This is a genomic window from Paenibacillus endophyticus, assembly GCF_014192395.1.
In the GTDB taxonomy this organism is placed as follows: domain Bacteria; phylum Bacillota; class Bacilli; order Paenibacillales; family Paenibacillaceae; genus Pristimantibacillus; species Pristimantibacillus endophyticus.
This window is the reverse complement of record NZ_JACHXW010000009.1, coordinates 133,413-156,771: the sequence shown is the minus strand read 5'-3', so window position 1 is coordinate 156,771 and position 23,359 is coordinate 133,413. Positions and strand designations below refer to the sequence as shown.

At 38.6% G+C, this 23,359-nt stretch carries 20 protein-coding genes; all 20 read right to left on the bottom strand.

All coding sequences use genetic code 11. The annotated features are described in order from the left end of the window. Window positions 1-11 precede the first annotated feature (11 nt). The gene (locus FHS16_RS16445; protein ID WP_183564598.1) at window positions 12-1,523 is read right to left on the bottom strand and encodes a lipopolysaccharide biosynthesis protein; all 1,512 of its coding nucleotides are present in this window, start codon (window positions 1,521-1,523) and stop codon (window positions 12-14) included. Window positions 1,524-1,633: 110 nt separating this feature from the next. Further along, window positions 1,634-2,734, bottom strand: coding sequence for a polysaccharide pyruvyl transferase family protein (locus FHS16_RS16440; protein ID WP_183564595.1), 1,101 nt, complete (start codon window positions 2,732-2,734; stop codon window positions 1,634-1,636). Window positions 2,735-2,795: 61 nt separating this feature from the next. Then, window positions 2,796-3,716, bottom strand: coding sequence for a hypothetical protein (locus FHS16_RS16435; protein ID WP_183564592.1), 921 nt, complete (start codon window positions 3,714-3,716; stop codon window positions 2,796-2,798). Between the two features lie 6 nt (window positions 3,717-3,722). Continuing rightward, the gene (locus tag FHS16_RS16430) at window positions 3,723-4,907 is read right to left on the bottom strand and encodes an O-antigen ligase family protein (protein WP_183564589.1); all 1,185 of its coding nucleotides are present in this window, start codon (window positions 4,905-4,907) and stop codon (window positions 3,723-3,725) included. Window positions 4,908-4,970: 63 nt separating this feature from the next. After that, window positions 4,971-6,083 carry a glycosyltransferase family 4 protein gene (locus FHS16_RS16425; protein ID WP_183564586.1) on the bottom strand — a complete coding sequence of 371 codons (1,113 nt, stop codon included), beginning with the start codon at window positions 6,081-6,083 and terminating at the stop codon, window positions 4,971-4,973. 48 nt (window positions 6,084-6,131) lie between these two features. Next, window positions 6,132-7,451 (bottom strand): nucleotide sugar dehydrogenase, encoded by a 1,320-nt coding sequence (locus FHS16_RS16420; RefSeq protein WP_183564584.1) that lies wholly within the window; start codon window positions 7,449-7,451, stop codon window positions 6,132-6,134. A 348-nt stretch (window positions 7,452-7,799) separates the two neighbouring features. Further along, entirely contained in the window at window positions 7,800-8,909 is a 1,110-nt protein-coding gene (locus FHS16_RS16415; protein WP_183564580.1) for a glycosyltransferase family 4 protein, read from the bottom strand. Then, window positions 8,906-9,808, bottom strand: coding sequence for an NAD(P)H-binding protein (locus FHS16_RS16410; protein WP_183564577.1), 903 nt, complete (start codon window positions 9,806-9,808; stop codon window positions 8,906-8,908). Before FHS16_RS16410 ends, FHS16_RS16415 begins: the two co-directional genes overlap by 4 nt. A 50-nt stretch (window positions 9,809-9,858) precedes the next feature. Beyond that, window positions 9,859-10,464, bottom strand: a complete 606-nt coding sequence (locus FHS16_RS16405) for a sugar transferase (RefSeq protein WP_183564575.1) — start codon at window positions 10,462-10,464, stop codon at window positions 9,859-9,861. 100 nt (window positions 10,465-10,564) lie between these two features. After that, window positions 10,565-11,449, bottom strand: coding sequence for a UTP--glucose-1-phosphate uridylyltransferase GalU (gene galU, locus FHS16_RS16400; RefSeq protein ID WP_183564571.1), 885 nt, complete (start codon window positions 11,447-11,449; stop codon window positions 10,565-10,567). Window positions 11,450-11,487: 38 nt separating this feature from the next. Continuing rightward, the gene (locus FHS16_RS16395; RefSeq protein ID WP_183564568.1) at window positions 11,488-12,099 is read right to left on the bottom strand and encodes a hypothetical protein; all 612 of its coding nucleotides are present in this window, start codon (window positions 12,097-12,099) and stop codon (window positions 11,488-11,490) included. Between the two features lie 32 nt (window positions 12,100-12,131). Continuing rightward, window positions 12,132-13,964 (bottom strand): polysaccharide biosynthesis protein, encoded by a 1,833-nt coding sequence (locus tag FHS16_RS16390; RefSeq protein ID WP_246431784.1) that lies wholly within the window; start codon window positions 13,962-13,964, stop codon window positions 12,132-12,134. A gap of 46 nt (window positions 13,965-14,010) precedes the next feature. After that, on the bottom strand, window positions 14,011-14,703 hold the full coding sequence (locus tag FHS16_RS16385; RefSeq protein WP_183564565.1) for a CpsD/CapB family tyrosine-protein kinase: 693 nt from the start codon (window positions 14,701-14,703) through the stop codon (window positions 14,011-14,013). After that, window positions 14,684-15,451 carry a YveK family protein gene (locus FHS16_RS16380; RefSeq protein ID WP_183564562.1) on the bottom strand — a complete coding sequence of 256 codons (768 nt, stop codon included), beginning with the start codon at window positions 15,449-15,451 and terminating at the stop codon, window positions 14,684-14,686. Before FHS16_RS16380 ends, FHS16_RS16385 begins: the two co-directional genes overlap by 20 nt. Before the next feature lie 158 nt (window positions 15,452-15,609). Next, window positions 15,610-17,700, bottom strand: a complete 2,091-nt coding sequence (locus FHS16_RS16375; RefSeq protein WP_183564559.1) for an S-layer homology domain-containing protein — start codon at window positions 17,698-17,700, stop codon at window positions 15,610-15,612. Window positions 17,701-17,820: 120 nt separating this feature from the next. After that, the gene (locus FHS16_RS16370; RefSeq protein ID WP_183564556.1) at window positions 17,821-18,606 is read right to left on the bottom strand and encodes a tyrosine-protein phosphatase; all 786 of its coding nucleotides are present in this window, start codon (window positions 18,604-18,606) and stop codon (window positions 17,821-17,823) included. 219 nt (window positions 18,607-18,825) lie between these two features. After that, a complete protein-coding gene (locus tag FHS16_RS16365; protein WP_183564553.1) occupies window positions 18,826-19,803 on the bottom strand; it encodes a diaminopimelate dehydrogenase in 978 nt (325 codons plus the stop codon). Window positions 19,804-19,835: 32 nt separating this feature from the next. Then, on the bottom strand, window positions 19,836-21,095 hold the full coding sequence (locus FHS16_RS16360; RefSeq protein ID WP_183564550.1) for a Glu/Leu/Phe/Val family dehydrogenase: 1,260 nt from the start codon (window positions 21,093-21,095) through the stop codon (window positions 19,836-19,838). A 286-nt stretch (window positions 21,096-21,381) separates the two neighbouring features. After that, window positions 21,382-22,548, bottom strand: coding sequence for a mannitol-1-phosphate 5-dehydrogenase (locus FHS16_RS16355; RefSeq protein WP_183564547.1), 1,167 nt, complete (start codon window positions 22,546-22,548; stop codon window positions 21,382-21,384). 88 nt (window positions 22,549-22,636) lie between these two features. Next, window positions 22,637-23,299, bottom strand: a complete 663-nt coding sequence (locus FHS16_RS16350; RefSeq protein WP_183564543.1) for an HAD family hydrolase — start codon at window positions 23,297-23,299, stop codon at window positions 22,637-22,639. Window positions 23,300-23,359: the final 60 nt, after the last annotated feature.

Here is a 23,359-nt window from a genome sequence, read left to right as displayed (position 1 = left end):
TAATACTATTTTTACCTTTTTACCATCTTAAATATTCTTTCAACTGTACTTAACAAGTTTTCTCGTTCATACATATACCCCATTACAACAACTACAAATAAAGCATACGTCCCAATAGCAGAAGCATAAGCAAACCATGAAACATAATTTGTTGGATTAATATTTATAAACCAAAAAGGTGCCCAAATAACTACAACAGAAATAATGGCCCTAATCATCCTGTACAAAGTGTCTTTGACAGGTAATTTAGTAACCTTTTTAGGAATAAAAAATAGCAAATCAACGCTCCTATATATGTTAGAAATAATAGAAGCAATTAACACTCCTACAATACCTAATGTAGGTGTTAGAATGATTCCAACTATTATAACTACTGCACCTTGAATCGTCGTTTGTAATTTAGTTTCTTTAAAAAGACCTGCTGAAATAACAAGCATACCTTGAGGAGTTTTAATATTGTATAAAAGTCCGTTTAGAACAAATAAAACACCAATTAAGGGAAGATCATAGTTTATATCCGTGACATTCTTCGTAAATATTCTGATAAATGGTAGTATCATTACAAATGAAATGGAAAATACTATTGCTATTAAGCTGTAATAAAAATATTCAAACTCCTTATAAGCCTTTTGTAAAATCTCAACTTCACCTTTAGCAATAACATCACCAAACGATGCAAATAACCCTGTTTTAAATATGCTTAGTATCCCGTTTAAACCAATAATAATCATATAAAAAACTGAATAGATACTTACTAGTTTCATGTCTTTAGTTATAACTGTCAATATTACAATCGACGAACCAACATGAATTGCGCCTAAAATTTGTAAATATAGAGCGTCCCATCTTTGATTTAGAGCATTAAAGTTTGGTTTTTCCTTGTAATTAATCCATTTATATCTCTTCTTCACATAATACAATAATATCAATGTTCGTAAGATCACAGATATTAATGAAACTAACCACAAAGTTATTATATTTACCATTAGATTGGCTAAGAATACAATAATGAAAGTATTTGCTATTACATAGATTATTGAAGCTATCGATATTACATATGTCTTTTGATCGGCAGTAAGTAATGCTCTATATTTTGCAAGAGTGAAGAACTCCAAGGCTCCATTGACTCCTAGAATTAATACCAGTATCCCTACAGTTAACGGAGTTATAGAGTCCGAAGTTAAGAACATCGGATAAAATAAAGCTAATCCTATCGTTAATAATAAAAATACATATCCAGATTTTGTGTATATTTTTTTTGCTGCAACCACTACTTCATTTATTGCTTTATAATCATTAATCGCTAAAGGTTTGTACAAAGCATATATTGCAGCACTCGATAATCCTGCTTCTACTAGTTTAAAGTAAACAATAAACTGATTTATTGATGATACTAGACCGTTAACTTCTGAACCATAAGACTTAAGTACTACACTAACTGTAATAAAACCAGAAACCATTAATATTATCTGATAAAGCGCTGTTGTGGCTGAATTGTAAACAAACTTTTTTGTCCTACTCATTATTCCCCCACATTCCACATGAACATACCAACATTTACTGTAGTTGATTTCCGTTTGCTTTTCACTAAATCATAGAGTTCTTGAATACTAAAGTTTCACTTTAAAAACTTTTATAATATATCCTTTAATAAATTGATTGATTTCTCACGTTCAATCTCCAAAATTTGATTTACTTTACTATAATCAATTGGAAAATTAGCCACGCTAGAATCACTACTTAGTATCTGTCTATTCCTTAAATCAAACAAATCTAAAATATCTTCCATTCTAGAATTTGTACCCACAGAATTAGGTAAAAGTTCAGTGAAAAATTGTTTATTAAAATTAATAGAAAACGCTGTCCCATGAAAAGAGTTTGTCACTATGTATTCTGCATTTTTAAACAATCCCAAAAATTCTTCAGGTCCTGCCGTTTTTATATATCTTACATTTTTACTTTTTCTATAAGTACTTGAAATAGCGATAATTTTATATCCTGTCATCATGGATAAATTCTTAGCTAATTCCATAATATATTTCGAACCACCAAATGCGTATACTAGTATATATTTAAATTTCAAGTTATCCTTAGCAAGTTCAAACCATTTATCTTTAGTAATTAGAAGAGTTGGATCCAAAACAACATCAACATTTTTGTTAAATAACTGATTTATTATCTTAGCTCCTTGTTTTTCTCTAACTAAAATATTATTAAAGTCTTTTAATAGATTGTAATATTCCTTAGTTTCTTTTTCAGGTAAACTCTTTACACCGAAACTCGCAGCGTAAGAGTTCTTTTTGGAAATATTGCTAGTAAAACTTAAAAAGTATGCCGAATCAAGATTACTTATAGCATAATTCCATACTTGATCACTACCAGTTACATATTTATCATAAATGCTATCCGCTTTTTCTAATTCTTTGAGACTATAATAAGGCTCACTAGTGTTTATATATTTTCGAGAAAAATCTCTAAATGCATTAAATTTCTTATTGTAGTTTTTCTTCATTAACATATATACAATTAAACCTTTAATTCCTTTACTATCAAATAACTTCATTTCTTTATGGTGCTGCTCTAATTTTTTATTTCGGTAATCTAATATATAAGGATCCGTACCGAGTTCTTTTAACTTTTCTTGTAGTGCAAATACCTGCAATATTGCTCCATAATTAATTGCTCTATGAAATGTAATAACTCCAATTTTTAATTTATTCGTAGAATTATTCATTAAGGGCCTCCATTCAAATATAGTATTCAGAATCTACATTAATGTTGTTTCAAAAACGCTTTCAATTACGGAAAAGCTCTTTAAAATTAATATGATATTTCCTTAATATATTATTCAATTGAATATCGTTCATATTCTCTCCGACATTTGATTTTGTCAATTTTACGTGCTGTGTTTGAATTATATCAAAATAATCAATCATGTTAGAATCTGTTTTAATTGCCTTTGTTTTGTTAAGTAAGCCCATTACTTTTAACCATAAATCATCCGCATTAAGGCATAATTTCATAATGTCACTCTTGTCAAAAACATCTTCAATTAATGAACCTGGTGGATACAGAACACCACCACATCCAGTTGGGCATAATTCGTAGCTAGGAACGTTTTTTTCAGTTTTCCTCAGCCAATTAGAATAAGGGCTAATACTATCTTCAGTAGCTTGCATAACATGTCCACGATTACAACATACCGTATTAGGATTTTTCTTGGACGATACCAGTAATCTAGTTACTAAATTTTTGGGGTAAAACATATCATCATCAACAATCAGTATGTTAGAATTTGGGTACTCTTTCATTGTATAATAATATTTTTTATGAGACCGTAAATCCTCACAAAAACGAATTTCTAATCCTCTTTTTTGTAATTTAAGCAACTTAGAAGGCAAATCATCTATACCTGTAAACTGACTGTCTGCTAGCCATAATATAATTTTATTAGGCATTGTCTCCTGTCTTAACAATGTTTCAATACATATCCAAACATAATTAATTCTTGCAGGAAAAGAGGTCAAAGAAATAATAACATTATTTTTACTTGCAGGTTCTATTCCAATTCCCGTTTTCTTTATCCAGCTAAAATAAAACGGGTAGATAATGTTTACCAACAACTTAGAAGCTTTTCGAAAATATTTAAAGATATAGGTATCTTCTTTACCATGTTTCGAAAGAATAAACAATGACTTATATATAAAGTCCAGCAAAAGTTCTCACCTCTTTTTTCCAGTATCGTTTAAAATACTTGCAGATAGTACCACTATAGCATAAAATATCCATATAAACGGATTACTTGTCATAGTAGATGAAATTCCTCCCCATACTGGTATAAGTAATATATTTAGTTTTAAATAAAAAACTAATATATTTTCCGAATATATAACACTCTTAACTTTATTCAGTTTAGTATATATATAAACTAGCCATGAAAAATATAGAGCAAATACTAATAAACCAAATTCAAAAAATATTTCTAAAATATAATTATGTATATTTATAGATGTGATGTTATAAAGACCACCAATGCCAAAACCCAAAGTAAATGTTTTAGAAAATGAATCCAAAGCCATATTAAATAACGTAATTCTAGGATCATATTTAATAGCATCAAAAATATTATTAATGAAGGTTGATTCAAATATTAAAAAAATAGCAACCGAACTAGTACTTATTAAAAGAAAGAACAATTTCAAATTTCTATTTTTGACGTGATATAACATACTATAAAGAAGGAACAAAACCCCATATAATATAATCAAAAAAATTCCCAATCTACTCTCAGTATTATAAATTATAAATGTCGTTATAAGATACACAGTGAAAACTGTTGTTTTTTTGAATTTCTTTAAGTCTAATAAATTATACAGAGCAATTGGGAAAAACAAAAAAAGGAATACAGCTAGGTCATTAGTATTATTAAACATTACTAAAGGGAAATGATAACCGAAAGAATTTACATTATTTGTCTGAATAAAGTGTGTAGCGTGGTGGTAGTTACCACTAATAATTTCGAGTATACTAATCAACATTACTAAATAAAAATTCACAGAAAAAACATGTATACTCTGTCTTAATTTCGAATATCTATTAACAATTATTGTGAATTGAATTAAAAACAGTATTCCAATAAGATAATGTGCTGCCTTTTTCACACTTACAGATTGATCATCCACCCAATATAAAGATGTAAATCCATATATTAGAATAAATATAAATAACAATAATGTAATTGCGATAATTTTGTTGACTTTAATTTCTTTTTTTAAGATTATCATACAAAAATTTATTACTACAAATATTTGAAACGGATAAACCTCACCAATAAAGCTTGAGATAGAACCAAAGTAGGTAATCCATACAGAAGCTGATAGAGTTAAATACCAGAGTAGCTTATTCATTAATAATAACCTCGCAAAATTACCTATTTAAATTCAATATCTATGATCCATATCTAATAAATATTAATTGAAGTAAAGCTCCAGATAGTCCTTAGCTATATTTTCCCATTCAAAAGCTTTAACAGCTTCAAAACAGTACGCTGAAATATCTTCATAATTATCCATGATTTCATTTATAGCGTTTAGCATATTCTTAGGATTGTATGGATCTACTGCATAACCTACTTTTCCTTCTTCAAAAAAACCATCAAACCCTTGATTTTTTGTATATATTATAGGCATTCCACAACTCATTGCTTCAAGATAAACCAAACCAAAAGTTTCCGTAAACGAAGGAACTACAAGTATATCACTATTAAAATACATATCTCTTAGCACTTCTTTATCATAAATAGCTCCATGAAAGACTATATTATTGTCAATTTCACACTCCTTTTGAAGTTCATCACGCAGTGGACCATCCCCTACGACTTCAAGTGTGCTTTCTAAGCCTTTATTTCTTAGTAGCTGAACAACTTGCAATACTGATTTTAAGTTCTTATTCTTATCAATTCTACCCACAAAAATTAATCTAGGATTTTTTATATTTATATTTCTTCTAACAAGTGTTTCATTCAGCCAAAATTCATCAACACCATTAGGAATCACTTTAGTTTTGAATATAATTTCCTTTTTTGCGATATTGGGTACATATTTATCAAGAACATATTTCTGATAAGAAGGAGAAATAAATATTACTTTTTTTGCATTTCTCATAATTTTCAATGCATATTTCCGCAGATGAAATGCATATTTAAAATATTTATTTACATCAGTATTTCTCACCGCTACTATATAAGGAATATTATATTTTTTATATAATTCGTATGCTACTGCGCCATCACTGAATAGACTATGAGCATGTAGTAAAGAAACTTCAGATAAATTAAAGTTCAACTCAACGTCCTTTACCATTCTACATATTTTAGTGTAATAGACAACTTTGTCATAGGGTTTTATAACTCTACTCGAATAATATGGAAATGGAAATTCTTTGAAATCTATATCTTTTATATTCTTGTTTTGATGTAGTGGTACATATACCTTGAATTGAAGATTTTGCTTCTTAAACTCTGAAAACAGTTTATTATAAACTTTACTTCCACTAACACCAACTGCTATCTGAAGCACGTTCATATGTTTACACCTCTTAAGGCTTCATGTCTATATAATGTTAATAACATATTATAAACTCCAGTAGCTATAACCATAACTTCTTATTTCCTTACTTTCTAGTATACTTTTCACATCTATTATTATCTTTTGATTATTTTCAAATTCACCAAACATCTGATCAATCTTTTCCTTACTCATATACTTAAACTCTTTGTGGGCAACTGTGAATACGAGACAATCAGCGTTATTAATAGCTTCAAGATCAGCTAGTTCAATTCCATATTCTCGTTTTGCATCCGATTTATCTGCTTGAGGATCTACTACAATTGGATTTATACCGTACTCATTAAGCCTTTTAATTATATCTACAACTTTAGAATTTCTTATATCAGGACAGTTTTCCTTAAAGGTTACACCTAAAATAACGACTTTAGCTTGCTTTACTACTTTGTTTGCATGAATTAGTTTTTTAATAATTGCATCGGCTACAAATGATCCCATACCATCGTTGATCTTTCTTCCAGACAGTATTATCTGACTATGGTAACCCAATCTTTCAGCCTCATAAACGAAATAATATGGATCTACACCAATACAATGTCCACCTACAAGCCCTGGATAAAAACCCAATGCATTCCACTTAGTATTCATTGCTTCAATAACATCATTGGTATTAATATCCATGCGATCAAACACCATAGCAAGTTCATTCATAAACGCAATGTTTATGTCTCGTTGGCTATTTTCTACAACCTTTGCTGCTTCGGCCACCTTTATAGAACTAGCTCTATGAACACCAGCTTCTATTACTAATTCGTATACTTTAGATATCTCTTCTAAACTCGCTTCATCCATACCCGATACTAATTTGATTATGCTCTCAAGAGTATGAATCTTATCACCTGGATTAATGCGTTCCGGAGAATACCCTACTTTAAAATCAATACCACACTTTAATCCTGATTCTCTTTCAAGTATAGGAATACAAATATCCTCAGTTACACCTGGATATACAGTAGATTCAAATACTACAATAGAACCTTTGGTCAAATTTCTGCCTACAATAACACTAGCCCCTTCAACCGGTGCAAGATCTGGTGTTTTATCTGTATTTATCGGAGTAGGAACAGCCACTATATGAAATTTAGCTCCCCTTAGCTTAGTTTCGTCTGATGTAAACTCCACCGTAGTCCCTCTGATAGCATCATTACCTACTTCATTCGTTGGATCAATGCCAGATTTATATAATTCTATTTTCTTTTCGTTTAAATCAAATCCTATTACATCCAGTTTTTTAGCAAAAGCAACTGCTAGTGGCATTCCAACGTAACCCAACCCTATTACTGCTACTTTAGCATCTCTATTAATAATCATTTGATATAACTCCATAGTCTTATTCCCTACCTTTACATATTTTTTCAACTTGATTCATGCAAGCATTAACAACAATTTTTCTATCAAACTCTCTTTCAGAAACTTCTGTAGCACCTGGATAAACGATTCATATACAACAATTTAACCCCTTGTAAGGTTACGTCAAATGATCGAACTGGCACCTTCAACCGGAGCAAGGTCTGGGATTTTATCAGAATTGATTGGAGTAGGTACAGCTACAATATGAAACTGAGCTTCTTTAAGCCTCATCTCATCTGATGTAAAGTCTACCGTGGAATTTTTATTTCTTCATTTCCCACTACATTGGTAGGATCAATGCCCGACTCATATAAACTTATTTCCTCATTCCTTACCTTTTACTATTCTTATTATTTCCTTTGTATAAGCTCTTGTAACAAGCTTTCGATCAAACTCTGTTTCCGCCTTTTCACGGCTTCTTTTCCCCATCAATTCCTTTTCTTCTTTTGATAAACTAATAAATTTCATCATAGTATTCTTAAGGGATTCCGTATCAGCCACTTTACATAAAAAACCGTTATATCCTTCTTCCACATTTTCCTTACATCCGTAAGTGTTACAAGTTATTAATGGTCTCCCAACCGCAGCTCCTTCTTGAAGAACTGTACCTCGGCCTTCCCCATAAGATGGTAATACAATACAGCTCGACTTTTTCATAATACTAGGAATATCGTTTCTTTTTCCAAAGTACTTGATAATTCCTTCTTTTTCATATTTATCGAGAAGTTCGATATACTTCTCTTCATCAACAAATCCAACTACTTCGAAATCAACATAGTTATACTTTGAAACCAGTTCTTTAGCAGCTAATAAGTACTCTTCAATTCCTTTATCTTTAAGTATTCTACCGACAAAAGTAAAAGTAATCCTTTCACTACTTTGTTGTATCTCATATTTAAAATTATCTAAATTAACACCAGAACCTGGTACAATCATAGTATCGTGTTTAGTCGAGATAATTTTTATTTGTTTATAAAATTCTTTATTATCTTCATTTAGAAAAACTACTTTTGATGCTAATTTAAAAGCTATTCTATTAAGAAAGACCGCTATATTTTTTTGCCACATATCTTGAATGTAAACTGACCCTAAACCTGTTACAGTGTGTATTGTCTTTACTCCACATATTCTCGCTGCTATTCCCCCATACGTGTTGGGCTTTATAGTATAGGTGAGAACTATATCTGGTTTCATATCCCTAATTATCTTTACATATTGAAATAATAGCTTAATATCGGAGAATGGATTTGTGCCTCTTCTGTCAAGAGGTGTCTCAATTATTTCACATCCCATATCTGCAAAATATTTGTTATCCTCTGATGTTGGTAGTGCAAGAATTACTTTATTGTTTTGTTGTAGCAATTCTTTAACCAATTCTTTTCTAAAAGCATAGATAGTAATAAAATGATTGGCTAGTATTAGTATTTTTTTCATTTTATTTTACTTTCCCCCAAATATTCCTCAACCTCTCTTCGTATCCCTTCTTCAAAGGAAATCGGTTTATATCCGAAATCAATAGTTGCTTCATCATGCCGATAACTCCTGTTTTCTCCCATTCTTTGAATTTTTTCAATGTAATTAATTTTTCCTAGCGTAAATGTTTTAATGAATTTCGATATAAATACACCTATATTTAAAGGAACACTAATGTAAAAAGTCCTCTTGTTTAATTCCCTACTTATTTTGTTAAAAACATCAATCATCTTTATTGGTTGATCACCTGAAAGGTCATAAGCCTTCCCAGCCGTCTCTATCGGAGATATTAACACACTAAAAAAAGCCTTACCTAAATCTCTTGCATTAACAGGTTGCAGTAAGTTTTCGCCTTTATTGATAACTGGAATAACTCTAAACTTATCAACCATCTTAATAAACTTACTCATATTGCTATCACACATATCTCCATATATCATAGTTGGTCTGAGAATTGTAATACTTGTTTGGCAATCATTATTTTGAGTTAATTCAAGAACTCTCTTTTCGACTTTTTTATATCCCTGAGAAGCATCCTTGAAATTTGAATATATTCCAGTGGTATGGACCAGTATCGCTCTTTTTACTTGATTACTTATTGCTGCTTGTACAATCACTGGAGAGTGGTGAATATTATAGATATGCATTACCGTCTCAACACCACTCATAGCTTTTTCAATAAAAGCGTTGTCGCTTAAGTCCCCAACAACTTTTTCTATGTTCAAACCACTCTCATCCAATAAAGAAGTATTCGATGAATTTCTAACAATACATCGGATTGGGCCTTGATAGTTATTATTCATAAGTTCTTTTAAAAAATACTTTCCGGTATGGCCTGTAATTCCAGTAACTAATAACATATCTATACCTCTATTCTACTTACATTTCCTGAAGAACTCATTTCTTTAATCTAGGCAATTTCTTTTTTTGTTCCAGTCCCGCCTTCAACAACACCGTCACTTTTGACAACACTAATGATGGTACCCATAAAGCATCTTACATCCATCCAAAAACTTATTTTTTCAACATATTCTCCATCCAATTTTGCTTTTGCCTCAATAGAAAGTTCATCTCTTCCATTAATCTGCGCCCAACCAGTCAAACCAGGAGGTAAATCATTTGCATCAAACTTATCTCTCTCTTCAATAAGATCATACTGATTCCAAAGTGCTGGTCTTGGACCAACAATACTCATTTGTCCAATAAAAATATTCCAAATCTGTGGTAACTCGTCTAAAGAAGTCATTCTCAAGAATCTTCCCGTGTTCGTCAAATACTGTGAAGGATTTTCTAGTAAATGAGTTGGAGTGTCCTTAGGAGTATCAGTTCTCATTGTTCGGAACTTCAAAATATTAAAATGAGTCTTATTAATTCCTACACGCTTTTGTTTAAATAACACTGGTCCCTTTGAGTCAAATTTAATAGCTATAATAAGGATCACAAACAGCGGCGATAATATAATAAGTCCTATTAAAGAAAGAATAATATCTATTATTCGTTTTATCTTTATATACATGTCCAGTTACACTCCTTATAGCAAACAAGCTTAAAATGTTTATGAGAACATCAAATTTTTGTTTGAATTCAAAAATTCCCTACAAACATTAAAAATAAAATTACGTTTTAACCAATGCGTCCTTATTGAGCAGCTGCTTAAGATACTCCATAAGCTCGTCCCTCAAATCCTCACGCTGCAAAGCAAACTCCAGCTGCGTTTTAATAAACCCAATCTTCTCCCCAACATCATACCTTGTTCCTTCGAAATCATAAGCAAAAACAGCTTCTGTACGGTTTAACTCCGCAATCGCATCCGTCAACTGAATTTCGCCGCCCGCACCTGGTCTTTGTTTCTCAAGGATTTCAAAAATTCGAGGGCTCAATATGTACCGACCCATAATCGCTATATTAGATGGAGCATCCTCCTTTTTAGGCTTCTCCACCAAATTATTCACACTAAAGAGACGGTTATGAATTTCTCTACCGTCTACAATGCCATAACGTGACACTTCATTTCCAGGAACAGCCTGAACCCCAATGATGGAGGATGTGTATATGTCATACTGTTCAATCATTTGCTTTAAACAAGGCTTCTCCGCTTGAACAATATCATCGCCTAATAAAACAGCAAAAGGTTCACTACCAATAAATTTTCTTGCACACCATATCGCATGTCCAAGTCCTTTCGCTTCCTTTTGTCGAATATAATGAATATCGACCATTTTGGAAGATTTCTGAACCTCATTTAAGAGCTCAAGCTTGCCTTTTTCCAATAGGTTCTGTTCTAATTCAAAAGAGTTATCGAAATGATCTTCAATCGCTCTTTTCCCTTTACCCGTTACAATAATAATATCTTCAATTCCTGATGCAACTGCTTCTTCTACTATGTATTGAATAGTTGGTTTATCAACAATTGGAAGCATTTCTTTAGGCATCGCCTTAGTCGCTGGGAGGAACCTTGTTCCAAGTCCTGCTGCCGGAATAATAGCTTTGCGCACCTTCAATTGTAATTCCCCCTCTGTTGAAAAGATGTATGCTATTGCTATTTTTCTTTTACAACCTCGTCGTAAGATTTACCTTGGCTCATACCATACTTCTTAGCAATTTGAATCAGCTCATCATATTGTTCAGGAGAAAGCTTCTCAAGAATAAGACTACGCGCCTTTTTCTTATCCTCTTTACTTAAACCTCCACCTGCTAGTGCTTGTAATTCCTTAATATCAGACATGCTTAATTCCTTTAAAAAAACAGATGTTAGTTGAGCTTTTTCCCCAACTGTAATCTTTTCCTGGACCTCTTTAGCTTTATCAATGCTTACTTCCGCCTTATAATCGTCATCTGTATCCACAGTGTCTTCGCTTGTGGTTGAACCATTAGAGTTGTCAGTAGTCTTCTCCGGGTCACTTGTGGTTTCGCTATTTGCATTGGGTTTCTCAGTTGTAGGAGCATCTGTTGCTCCTGTTTTGGGCAAGTCATTATCCACAGTACTATCTACTGTATCGTTAAGAGTCCCATTAATAATCTCATTCTCCAAACTATCCGATAATGAAGCAATCAGCTTATTCACTGCGTAGTTTGCTGCAAATAATCCACCAATCCCCAAAACAACAATAACTGAAACAACCCAAATCAATACCTTTTTCCACTTTTTCATATTATCCGCCTCCGCTGAGATAGTCTGTTTGCTTATGATACATGTGAATAAAAAGGGACCAGATGCTCAATCACGTCTTTAATGCTTGCTTGGTCTTCACTGATGACTTTTTCTATTCGTTTGAACTGGAGCTCAAGCTCCGCTCTATTGATCTGCGAAGGTTTTCCGATATAGATGCGTTCATGCTGCGTAGAGCTTACCGCCTCTTCTGTAGTCAATAACTCCTCGAACAGCTTCTCTCCTTCACGCATACCGCTGAAGTTAATATCAATGTCTGCATAGGGCTCATAACCAGACAGCCTAATGAGATCTTGCGCCAAATCAAGGATTTTTACGGGTTTGCCCATATCCAGGACGAATATTTCCCCGCCTTTAGCGAATGAGCCTGCCTGAATCACCAGCTGAACCGCTTCTGGAATTGTCATAAAATATCTAACCATATCCGGATGCGTTACAGTGACTGGGCCTCCTGCTGCGATTTGCTCCTTAAACCTTGGAATAACGCTGCCTCGGCTGCCAAGCACATTGCCGAAACGGACCGCTACGTACTGGGTTTCACTCACTGTATTTATACTCTGTATGTACATCTCTGCAATTCTCTTGGTGGCTCCCATAATACTGGAAGGATTAACGGCTTTATCGGAGGAAATCATAACAAATCGTTCTACTTTATATTTGTCCGCACAGTCAGCGACGTTTTTGGTTCCGAATACGTTGTTTTTCAAAGCCTCTGTCGGGTTGCGTTCCATTAGTGGGACATGCTTATGGGCTGCTGCATGGAAAACAACCTGAGGCTTAAATCTACGGAATACTTCATCTAAGCGGCTGCGATCTTGAATATCTGCGATGATTGTCTCTAATTGCAAAGTCGGGAATTTCGTTCTGAGCTCCATTTCAATCGTATAAATGCTATTCTCCCCGTGCCCAAGCAGCAGAAGAGCTGAAGGGTTGAATGTAGCGATTTGACGGCAAAGCTCGGAACCAATCGAACCTCCCGCACCCGTAACTAATACCACTTTCTCAGAAACATAATTAGCAATTCCTTCGAGATCTGTCATAACGGGCTCACGTCCCAGCAGATCCTCAACCTCTACATTCCTTAAGGTCTTGACCGCTAATCGTCCTTTAATAAAGTCATTAATGGAGGGAATAATCTTGACCTTCGCACCTGTCAGCTTGCAAATATTAATAATATCGGATATATTCGCCCTTTTTGCGGACGGCATAGCGATAATAATGTCATGGACTTGATATTGCTGTACTAATCGTTCAATTTGGAGACGATTCCCTAGAACGGGAAGGCCATATACCTGCATATTTCTTTTATGTAGATCATCGTCTATAAAACCAATAATGCGATTGCCCGTGAAGCTGTTGCTTGTCATGATTTCTTTGGCAATCAACGCTCCGCAATCGCCTGCGCCAACAACTAAAACATGATTTGCAAGTTCTTTCTTCTTCGTTCTATTCACCCGAATTAACCGCCAGAGGAAGCGCGAGCCCCCCATTAGCAGCAGCATAAGCTCCAAGGTGCGGCTTGTAATCGATAACGGAACGCGTTCTCCACTCAGTATATAAGTGGTTGCATAAGATAATACCAGTCCAAGAATAATAGCTTTGGCCAGTTCTATGATTTCTCCGATGCTGGCATACTGCCACATCCGCTTGTACATACGGAAAAAAGCTAGGCTGCTGCCACAAATAACGGTAGTGGTTAATGCAAATACAAGCATTTGAGATTCATAGAAGGGAGGGATCTGACTATTAAAGCGAAACAGATAAGAAATCGAAATCGCTACCCATATAATACAAATATCTATTACTAGTATGATTAGCATTCTATTTCTATTGCTAAGCTTACCCATCTTACTCATCCCTCCAGAACAACGTTCACCTACGAATTTATACATGCTATTTGTCTTGAACACCATAATAATAGTAATAGGCTTCTTCATTTGCCTTGCGCTTCACATTGTTCAGTACGACTCCTAATATGCGCGCATTTACGCTCTCTAGATTTTTCACCGCTTTGCTCGCAATCTCGCGCTTCACTTTACCCTGATCCACAACTAGAATTACGCCGTCGCTCTTCGTAGCAACAATCTGTGCGTCAGTTACCGCAAGCAGCGGCGGTGTATCGATCAATATGATGTCATACATTCTTCTTAATTGCTCAATGATTGCCGTCATGCGCTTCGAGCCCATCATCTCTGCAGGATTCGGCGGGATCGCCCCTGAAGTAATGACATCCAAATTCGCAATATCCGTCATCTGTATCACTTCCTCCAATGAGCATTGCTGCGATACAACGGAAGACAGCCCCCAGCGGTTCGATATTGAGAAGGTATGATGTGCAGTTGGCTTACGAAGGTCAGCATCAATTAGAACAACCTTCTTCTCTGACTGTGCGAAAGTAACCGCCAAATTCGTAATCGTCGTTGACTTCCCCTCGCCTGGACCTGCAGAAGACACCATCAACACCTGAAGCTGCTCGTCTATCGATGAAAATTCAATATTGGTACGGAGCGCTCGATAGGACTCTGATATCGGAGAACGGGGATTCGTTTGCGTAATAATCTGACGCTTATTTTTCAATCGAGACACGCTCTAATTCACCTGCCTTGTAGGTTTGGTTGGCACTTCTTTTTTGATTGGAATCTGCATCCTCCGTATTCATTCTTGAGATCATCGCAAGCGTAGGCTGACCCAAATATTGCAGAACATCCGCTTCTGTCTTTATTGTGTCGTCCATGTATTCGAGTAAGAAGGTGATGCCTACCGCAATCATAAGGGAAACAACAAAAGCGATTGCAATGTTGAGCGGCACATTAGGAGCAACAGGACTTGGCTCCGCATTGACAACCGCTTCATTTAGAATAGAAACATTCTCAACCTTAAAGATGTGCTGTATTTCTTCCCGAAAAACGTTGGATACTGCATTCACGACCTGCGCCGCCTGCTTGTAGTCCACGTCTTGAACTATTAATGTCATAACCTGCGTATTATTCACGGAGCTTACTGTTATTTTGCGAGAAAGCTCTTCCGCTGTTAATCCAAGCTCTGCATATTGCGAGGCTACTTTATCTAGAATTGCCGGCGTTTTGATAATTTCTTTATACGTATCTATCATCTTGATATTTGAGTTAATCTGATTGAGGTCGAGCTGGCCAGTCGCCATCTGTGTAGTTGTCTGATTGACAATAATTTTTGTTGAGGCTTCATAGATGGGGTCTTTGAAGAACAAGCTGACAACAGCTGCTGCCGCTGTACAGATAAATACAAATATAATAATTAGTGCTAATCTCTTCTTAATGATAGCCATATACTGACGTAGATCTAGTTCGTTAGACACTATATATTCCTCCAAAGGATACAGTCTTCAAGTTTCTATCCGATTCTATTGGACTATATTCAATTAAAAATAATCTATAATTTGACAACATTCTACTGTTTGCGTAAAAAAATCTTCCCCCCACCTTCATGAGAGGAAGATCTCTTTATTTCGTTTGCTTACTTGTCGAATTTAAGAGCTCTGTAAATAATAACAGCCGCTTCAGCGCGAGTTGCGTTGTTCTTCGGCAAGAACTTTCCTGCATTGCCAACTACGATGTTGTGTGAAGCTGCAAAAGCAACGCCGTCTTTCAAGGTAGCATTGATATTGCTTGCATCTGCGAAGCCTTTCAAAGCTGCATTCACATCCGCAATGTCCGCTGCGCCTCTCGATACTTTCAAAGCACGAGCAATCATCGTTGCCATTTCTGCACGAGTAATGGTCGCGTTAGGATCGAATTTCGTTGCCGAACGACCGTTGATAATTTTCAGCTGGGCCGCAGCAGATACATACGGCGCAAACCAATCATCCGAATCGACATCCGCGAACGTTTCTGTTGCCGAACCATTCTCTAGGTCTAAAGCGCGAATGAGCATTTTTGCAAATTCAGCACGCGTCACTTTATCCTGAGGCACGAACTTACCTTCAGACTTGCCTTCGATAGCACCTTTGGCAGCTACGACTGTAATTTCACGGCCAGCCCAAGCTTCTACCTTAGCAAGATCTGAGAAGGATACTTTATTCTCTACAACGACATATGAGGAGAATGAATCACGTGATTCAATAATCGAATTGCCGGATACACGTCCGCCATGGAATACTAGCTTGCCGTCTACGATCTTAGCTACAGAAAGCAGCTCTTGATCCAGTCCTGTCGTATCTCCAAGCGGAAGAACGATTAGAATCGGCTTATCGAACGATGTTTTCGCTGCTCCGCCAATGGTTAGGCTGAAATCATAAACCTCAGAGACAGCTTTCAAATTACCTACTACTTCAGCAGCCGCATCTGTCTTCTTCACGGTCAAAGCAAGAGCCGAAGAGAATGAACCGCCAACCGGCAAGGTAACTTCGAATTTATTCACGGTAAAGACTGCACCGGAGATGTGTCCAGCAGCAGCAGCTTTAACAGCTGCATCGGATAGATTAAGCACAACTTCCTTCAATGTTACTGTACCTAAATCAATCTTCAAAGTTGTCTTAGGTAGTGCAGAGGCTGGTGCCAACTCATTTACTTTCGCTGCAACTGCATTAATTCCGGCAATCAAGGTCAATACGCTTGCTTCATTAAGCTGAAGAACCGCTTGCCCGTTCACCGAGCTTACATTCGAAGAAGCATTAATGGTTGCAAGCTTCGCAACCTCTGCACTCGCATCTGTTACAAATTTCGCAATAATAGCCGCTTTCTCTGCTTCAGTAGCTTTACCAAGAGCTGCTTTCAATTCATCAAGCAATTTAGTTGTCGACGCAGGAAGCGCTACGACAGATGTTCCCGTACCTGAATTCGAATCCGTCGGTGTTTGAAGTGAATTATATGCTTTGAACAACGCAGCTGCCGCAGCAGTGAACTTGTTATCTTCAACTTCCGTTCTTGCTTCACTAAGAACTGCGATTACATCATTCGTATTCACGCCGTAATGAAGGAATACCTTTTGAATTTTGTATTCGTTTTGCGGCAATGCAGCTAGCACATCTCTCATCAGCTGTTGAAGGCTTGCGGAATCAGTCATGATATCGAGCAAATCAGACAAATCCTTCGAACCTACTTGATCTACTAGTTCTTTTTGAATATCGAAGAAATACTGAGCGATATCATCTACTGTCATCTCTCCAGCATTCGCTTCCGTAGCGAAGGATTGTAGCAATGAACCGTAGTTCGTGCGCAGCGCATCAAGACCTTCTACTGAAGGGTTATACGACAAAGCAACTGCATCATAGAATAGATTCTCCAGCTGCGTTTCTTTCAGATGCAACGGATCAAGCTTATCGACGATTGGCGCAACAATGTCGCCCTTCTTATGAATGTCCAGAGCATTCAAAGCATTCTGAAGCGCCTTTACTGCATCAAGTCCATCGGTAGCTATCAAAGCGTTATACAGCTTTTTGATATCCATTACAACCTGAGAATTCTCAAGCGATGAGGAGGCATAAGCCACCCCATTTACGCCAAGCTTCTCCGCCAGACCTTTGCTGCTAAGCGGAATGCCAGCAAGAGCCGTTAGGGCTACACTTGCTGCAATCGTAGATACTGCTAATTTCTTTCTTAATGTCACTTTCTCTCACTCCTAATATATTGAAATAGCGGCATTCATCTAATAGATGAATGACTAATAAAGCCGAACGAAGATTATCCGATATGTACTTGCTGAATTTCCCAACCATTCAAGGTCAGCCTATCTTTTGTAAATTAAGGAAGTCAAACGACGCAGAAATCCCTTGGAAGGAGCACTTGCCTGTGGTTGGCTGTGAAATTTTTGGTCTTCTATTATGTATTCGGCATTTGCTTGCAAATAATGAACCCACTGTTCTCCCATCCGCCTCTCAATGGCATCATATGCTTCGCGCAAGCGAAAACCGCGGCGAACAACATGATGAGCATCAGATGAAACGATATGGATATGCCCAGCCTTTAATAAGGACCACGCAGATTGCTCGATGCGTTTGCCAAAACCGCCAAGAAGAGAATGGCTGGTTACTTGAGCATATGCTCCGGCTTCAATCAGTTCTGCTAATCTTTCTGGATGCTGTACAACCTCTGCGTTTCTCTCAGGATGCGCTATGATAGGTTTTAGGTTTAAAATGGTGAGCTCGTGGATGAGCTCCATCATCGACTTCGGTATTCGAGAAGAAGGCATCTCTATTAATACATAACTAGAGCCGGCTAAAGGGAGTAGTTCTTTCCTTGACCACGCATCCAGCAGGTCTTCGTGGACACGAATTTCCTGCCCAGACCGAATAGTAACAGGCACACCTGCAGCGATTAACTTTTCGTTAATCGCTCGGGTATGCTCGGTTACGTATTGCGCTGCGTTTGTATAGGTCCCATTGGCGTGATGCGGGGTTGCAATAATGGTTGTGATTCCCTCTGAAGCGGCTGCCCGGGCCATGTCCAAAGTATCATTCCAATCCGCTGCACCATCATCCAATCCGGGTAAAATATGCGTATGGATGTCTATCATGCTGATCTCACTTCCTAGTAGAATTTGATCAAAGCCACCTGATAGGCAGGTTTGTAACTATTCTACCATAGGAACTTAGATCTTTCAGCACTTCTCGCTATAATTCGACAGTATTGCTTATCACTTATCGAGTATATCTCACAATTCTCATATACGTAAGTAAAAAAATGTAAAAAAGAGGATTTGTTAAGGAATTGTTCAGAATTTGTTCAGCCGTTTCTAAAGAAGCTCTTTACGAAGATCTGCAGCGGACTTTGGCGAAAGGTAGGCAAAAGGGATGTCGAATACGGTCTTAGCTCCTACTTGGCCTTCTCGAGCAAGCTTGTAGGCAGCCCTAGCATATGCGACCAGGACACTAGCCGTAAATTCCGGATTGCTGTCCAGCTTCAGCCCGAATTCGATAATTTGCGTGCTGTTCTCACCCGTCTTGCCGCTGCGAAGAACGGTACCGCCATGAGGCATAGAGGAGTGGTCGGCTTTCATCGTTGCTTCATCAATGAAATGAACCGTCGTATTATAGTCGGAGAAGTAGTTCGGCATGCTGCGGATTTCCTGAGCAATGGCTTCTTGGTCAGCACCCTCCTCAGCAACAATGTAACAATCACGGATATGCTTCTCCCGCGTAGTCAACTCTGGATTCTCGCCGCCGCGAACGCGATTGACCGCTTCTTCGCTCGGAATGGTGTATTGCACACCGTGCTTAACACCGTTAACGCGGCGGATGGCATCGGAATGGCCTTGGCTCACGCCTTTTCCCCAAAATGTATATTCTTTGCCTTCTGGCAGAATTGATTCTGCAAGCAAGCGATTGAGGGAAAACAATCCTGGATCCCAGCCTGTTGAAATCACGCTTACTTTGCCGCTCACTCTAGCCATCGCATCCACTTGCTCGAAGTATTCAGGAATGCGCGCATGTGTATCGAAGCTGTCCACAGTATGGAACATCCGGGCAAACGCCGGCCCCTGCTCCGGCAGGTCTGTTGCTGATCCGCCGCAAAGGATCATCACATCGATAGCATCACCGAAACGCTCTGCTTCCTCAATGGAATAAGCTTGAACAGCTGACGGGATCGAAGAAGGATCTCTGCGCGTAAAAATAGCATCCAGCTTCATGTCTGGATTCTGCTTAATGGCAAGCTCTACCCCTCGTCCTAAATTCCCATAACCCACGATGCCAATACGAATCTGTTCTGTCATGCTGCCGCCACCTATCTTAATTAATATGATGCTTAGATCCAGCCTCTTGCTTCCATAGCCGCTGCAATCCGTTTAATTGATATCATATATGCTGCTGTACGAAGGTCTGTTTTATGCTCCTTGGCTAGATCGCGAACAGCTACATAAGAAAGGATCATGTTCGTTTCAAGCTTCTCAAGCACCTCTGCCTCGCTCCAGTAGTAGTTCATCAGGTTCTGTACCCATTCGAAGTAGGAAACCGTTACGCCGCCGGCATTCGCCAGAACATCCGGGATAACCGTAATGCCATGGCTCGCAAGAATACGGTCTGCCTCAGGCGTTGTTGGACCGTTTGCAGCTTCTGCTACGATTTTCGCTTTGATGCGATCTGCATTCGCAGCTGTAATGACATTCTCAAGCGCTGCCGGTACAAGAATATCTACGTCAAGCTCAAGCAGCGCTTCGTTGGAGATGAAGTACTCTTCGCCATACTCGCGGATAGAGGAGTTATCCTTCAGCTCCGAAATACGCTCGATATCGATGCCTTCCGGATTATAAATTCCGCCTTTGGAATCACTAACCGCTACGATCTTACAGCCTGCTTCGCTAAGCAAACGAGCTGCAATGCGGCCTGCGTTGCCAAAGCCTTGAATAGCTGCAGTAGCGTTCTGAACCGGGACATGCATATCCTTCAGCGCAGCTAGAATCGTATATACACAGCCCTGTGCAGTCGCTTCATTGCGACCTTTGGAGCCCCCAATGATAAGTGGTTTGCCCGTAATAACACCTGGCGAATTTACACCCTTCAATCTGCTGTACGTATCCATCATCCAGCCCATAACCTGTGGAGTAGTATATACATCCGGTGCCGGAATATCCTTGTCTGGCCCTACAAAATCAGCAATCGATTCCATGAATGCACGGCTGATCCGCTCAAGCTCGCCTTTGCTGAGAATGCGCGGGTCGCAAATAACGCCGCCTTTGCCGCCGCCATATGGCAAGCCGACTACGCCGCATTTGAAGCTCATCCACATCGAAAGCGCTTTTACCTCATCCAGCGTAACGTCAGGGTGGAAGCGAATGCCGCCCTTAGTCGGTCCGATCGCATCATTATGCTGAGCACGATAACCTTCAAACACGCGAATCGAGCCGTCGTCCATGCGAACGGGAAAGCTAACCGAGAGCACACGCTTCGGCTTCTTAAGAATTTGCGTTACATGCTCAGGCAGTTTAAGATGAGCAGCTGCCGTGTCAATTTGCTGTTGTGCGATCTGGTACGGGTTTAACGTTTCTTGCACAATACTCACTGTCATTTCAGGTTCATTCCTTCTTCGTAGAGTCCGACTCCCATTCCATGGGAAGGCCGCTTTTCTGATTTTACCTGTTTCCATTGTATTTTAAAAGAAAAATTTAGCTTAAAAGTGCAAAAAATCTACGGATTTATCCATTGTCATGTTAGGTTTCATTGAGTGGGAGTTACAGTGACATCTGACATGAAATCGTTTAAAAGCTTCTTTCGGTGCTTAGGCATATAAAAAAGGGAAGAATCTTCTGGAGCTTCTGCTCCTTCCGATCCTTCCCCGGTATGCTATAGACCGCTTACTTCACGGCAGCATAAGACTCTTTGAGCGTTCCATAGCTATCCACGATCTCTTGATGAAAAGCATGCTTTTGCGGTATGCCCATATGCGATGTGATTACGTCATGAATGCCAGAGCTCGCGATTGCGGCTTGCAGCGCAACGGCCTCCTCATCCTTCTCGTAATCGAACAAAAGCGCCGCCGCAATCGCTGACGTCAGGTGCGGTATCGATACTCCCAGCTCATGTGCCTGCAAAGCCGGCCTCACAAGCCGGTCATTCAAAGACAGCTTGCGCATCGGCGAGCGGCCTACACGTATAACGCTATCCGACAGCAGTGGGTTCGTGAATCTCACCATCATTTTCTGAACGTACCGATCATGCTTTTTCTTGTCCCAATGGTATTTGGAAGTAAGAATGCTGCCCGTCTCGCTTAGCACCAGCGACAATTCAGATCGTATGCGAAGGTCCGCCATAGCCTCTTGAATCGTTTCATATCCTTCTAGATAGCCGTGATATGCTGCGGTGCAATGTCCCGTATTTACGGTAAATAACTTACGTTCAATGTAAGGTTCCAACGCATCTACATATTTTACATTTGCGATCTCCTGAAAACCTTCCATCATGGCTGAGCGATCTACGATCCATTCGAAGTAAGGCTCCACTGTCACTTTAAGCGGATCATCATGCTCCTGTACGGGGACGATTCGATCGACTGCCGTATTCGGGAACGCGACGCAGCTATCTGCGACTTGATGCAGATCCGCAGGCAAGTGCTCATACACCCTCCGTTTAAGGAGCGTGCTTCCCGATATGGCATTCTCGCAAGCGATAATATGCAGCGGCTTCTTATTTGTCCCCCGCAGTCGCAGCGCAATCCCTGCGGCGATAGATTCTGCGATATGCTTCAGCGCAGTTACCCCGACTGCTGTCGTAACGATATCGGCCGTCGCGACAGCCGATGCCACCTCCGCCTTATTTTTGCCGCTGATCGCAGTCACATTATTCACAATTTCCGTGTCTCGCTCTTCGTTCGCCAGCATAACTGAATACTGCTTCTGCTGCTGCAGCAGTCGAATCTTCTTTTCATTCCTCGCTATAAAGGTAACCTCATAGCCTGCACGGGACAGCAGAAGGCCAATAAAACCCCTGCCAATATTTCCAGCTCCGAAATGTACAGCTTTCATTGTCCGAACCCCCTTTTGTTGGATGGTGTCGTCAGCTATAATTTTATCTGAATATTCTGATTTATTAGATCGTGATTATACGATGCACTTAAAGCCCTCCAGCGGCCATCCTATGAAAATCAATATGAGATAACGACTCTGCATGAACATACCGATCAGATTGATCAAATGGCAATGATTTCGTAATGGCATTCGGCACGATAATGCAAGACATGCCTGCCGCCAGAGCCGCTCGCGCTCCATTAGGCGAATCTTCAATCGCTACCGCTTCACTTGCTTCCACGCCTAGAGCCGTCAAAGTTTGTACGTAGAGCTCCGGGTCTGGCTTAACCTTCACCACGTCATCCGCCGTACGGATTGCCTCGAAATAATGACCGAGTTCAAGCTGCTCCAAATACTTGTCGATCCAAGCGCGAGGCGAGCTGGAAGCAAGCCCAATCTTTATGCCTGAGTCCTTCGCATCGTTCAAATAATCCAAGATTCCGGATCGCACCTGCTCGCTTTGCATGAGATTCGTATGCTGGACATGTACCGAGTCACGGAAGCTGTCTTTATCGATGGCCAGCTTCAGATCCGTCATCAAGTATTCATAAGGATTAAAGGTATGCAGACTAGTGCCGATGCAGCCCGAATATTGTTCTAACGTGAGCTCTACGCCATGCTCCAAATAAGCATCTCGAAACGCATTGTACCACGCCGTCTCCGTGTCGATAATCGTCCCGTCAAAGTCAAAAATAATCGCTTTTATCATTCATCATTCTCCTTCCGCAAGGCAAGTGTTATGTTATCTAACAAAACCGTAACATGTATT

Coding starts and splice junctions, on each gene's coding strand:
- FHS16_RS16420 (WP_183564584.1), bottom strand. CDS start 7,451: ATGGAGTTATATCAAATGATTATTAATAGAGATGCTAAAGTAGCAGTA.
- FHS16_RS16440 (WP_183564595.1), bottom strand. CDS start 2,734: ATGAATAATTCTACGAATAAATTAAAAATTGGAGTTATTACATTTCAT.
- FHS16_RS16370 (WP_183564556.1), bottom strand. CDS start 18,606: ATGATAGACATCCATACGCATATTTTACCCGGATTGGATGATGGTGCA.
- FHS16_RS16425 (WP_183564586.1), bottom strand. CDS start 6,083: ATGAACGTGCTTCAGATAGCAGTTGGTGTTAGTGGAAGTAAAGTTTAT.
- FHS16_RS16355 (WP_183564547.1), bottom strand. CDS start 22,548: ATGAAAGCTGTACATTTCGGAGCTGGAAATATTGGCAGGGGTTTTATT.
- FHS16_RS16390 (WP_246431784.1), bottom strand. CDS start 13,964: ATGGGTAAGCTTAGCAATAGAAATAGAATGCTAATCATACTAGTAATA.
- FHS16_RS16445 (WP_183564598.1), bottom strand. CDS start 1,523: ATGAGTAGGACAAAAAAGTTTGTTTACAATTCAGCCACAACAGCGCTT.
- FHS16_RS16350 (WP_183564543.1), bottom strand. CDS start 23,299: ATGATAAAAGCGATTATTTTTGACTTTGACGGGACGATTATCGACACG.
- FHS16_RS16410 (WP_183564577.1), bottom strand. CDS start 9,808: ATGTTATTAGTTACTGGAATTACAGGCCATACCGGAAAGTATTTTTTA.
- FHS16_RS16365 (WP_183564553.1), bottom strand. CDS start 19,803: ATGACAGAACAGATTCGTATTGGCATCGTGGGTTATGGGAATTTAGGA.
- FHS16_RS16395 (WP_183564568.1), bottom strand. CDS start 12,099: ATGAAAAAGTGGAAAAAGGTATTGATTTGGGTTGTTTCAGTTATTGTT.
- FHS16_RS16415 (WP_183564580.1), bottom strand. CDS start 8,909: ATGAAAAAAATACTAATACTAGCCAATCATTTTATTACTATCTATGCT.
- FHS16_RS16430 (WP_183564589.1), bottom strand. CDS start 4,907: ATGAATAAGCTACTCTGGTATTTAACTCTATCAGCTTCTGTATGGATT.
- FHS16_RS16360 (WP_183564550.1), bottom strand. CDS start 21,095: ATGACAGTGAGTATTGTGCAAGAAACGTTAAACCCGTACCAGATCGCA.
- FHS16_RS16405 (WP_183564575.1), bottom strand. CDS start 10,464: ATGTATATAAAGATAAAACGAATAATAGATATTATTCTTTCTTTAATA.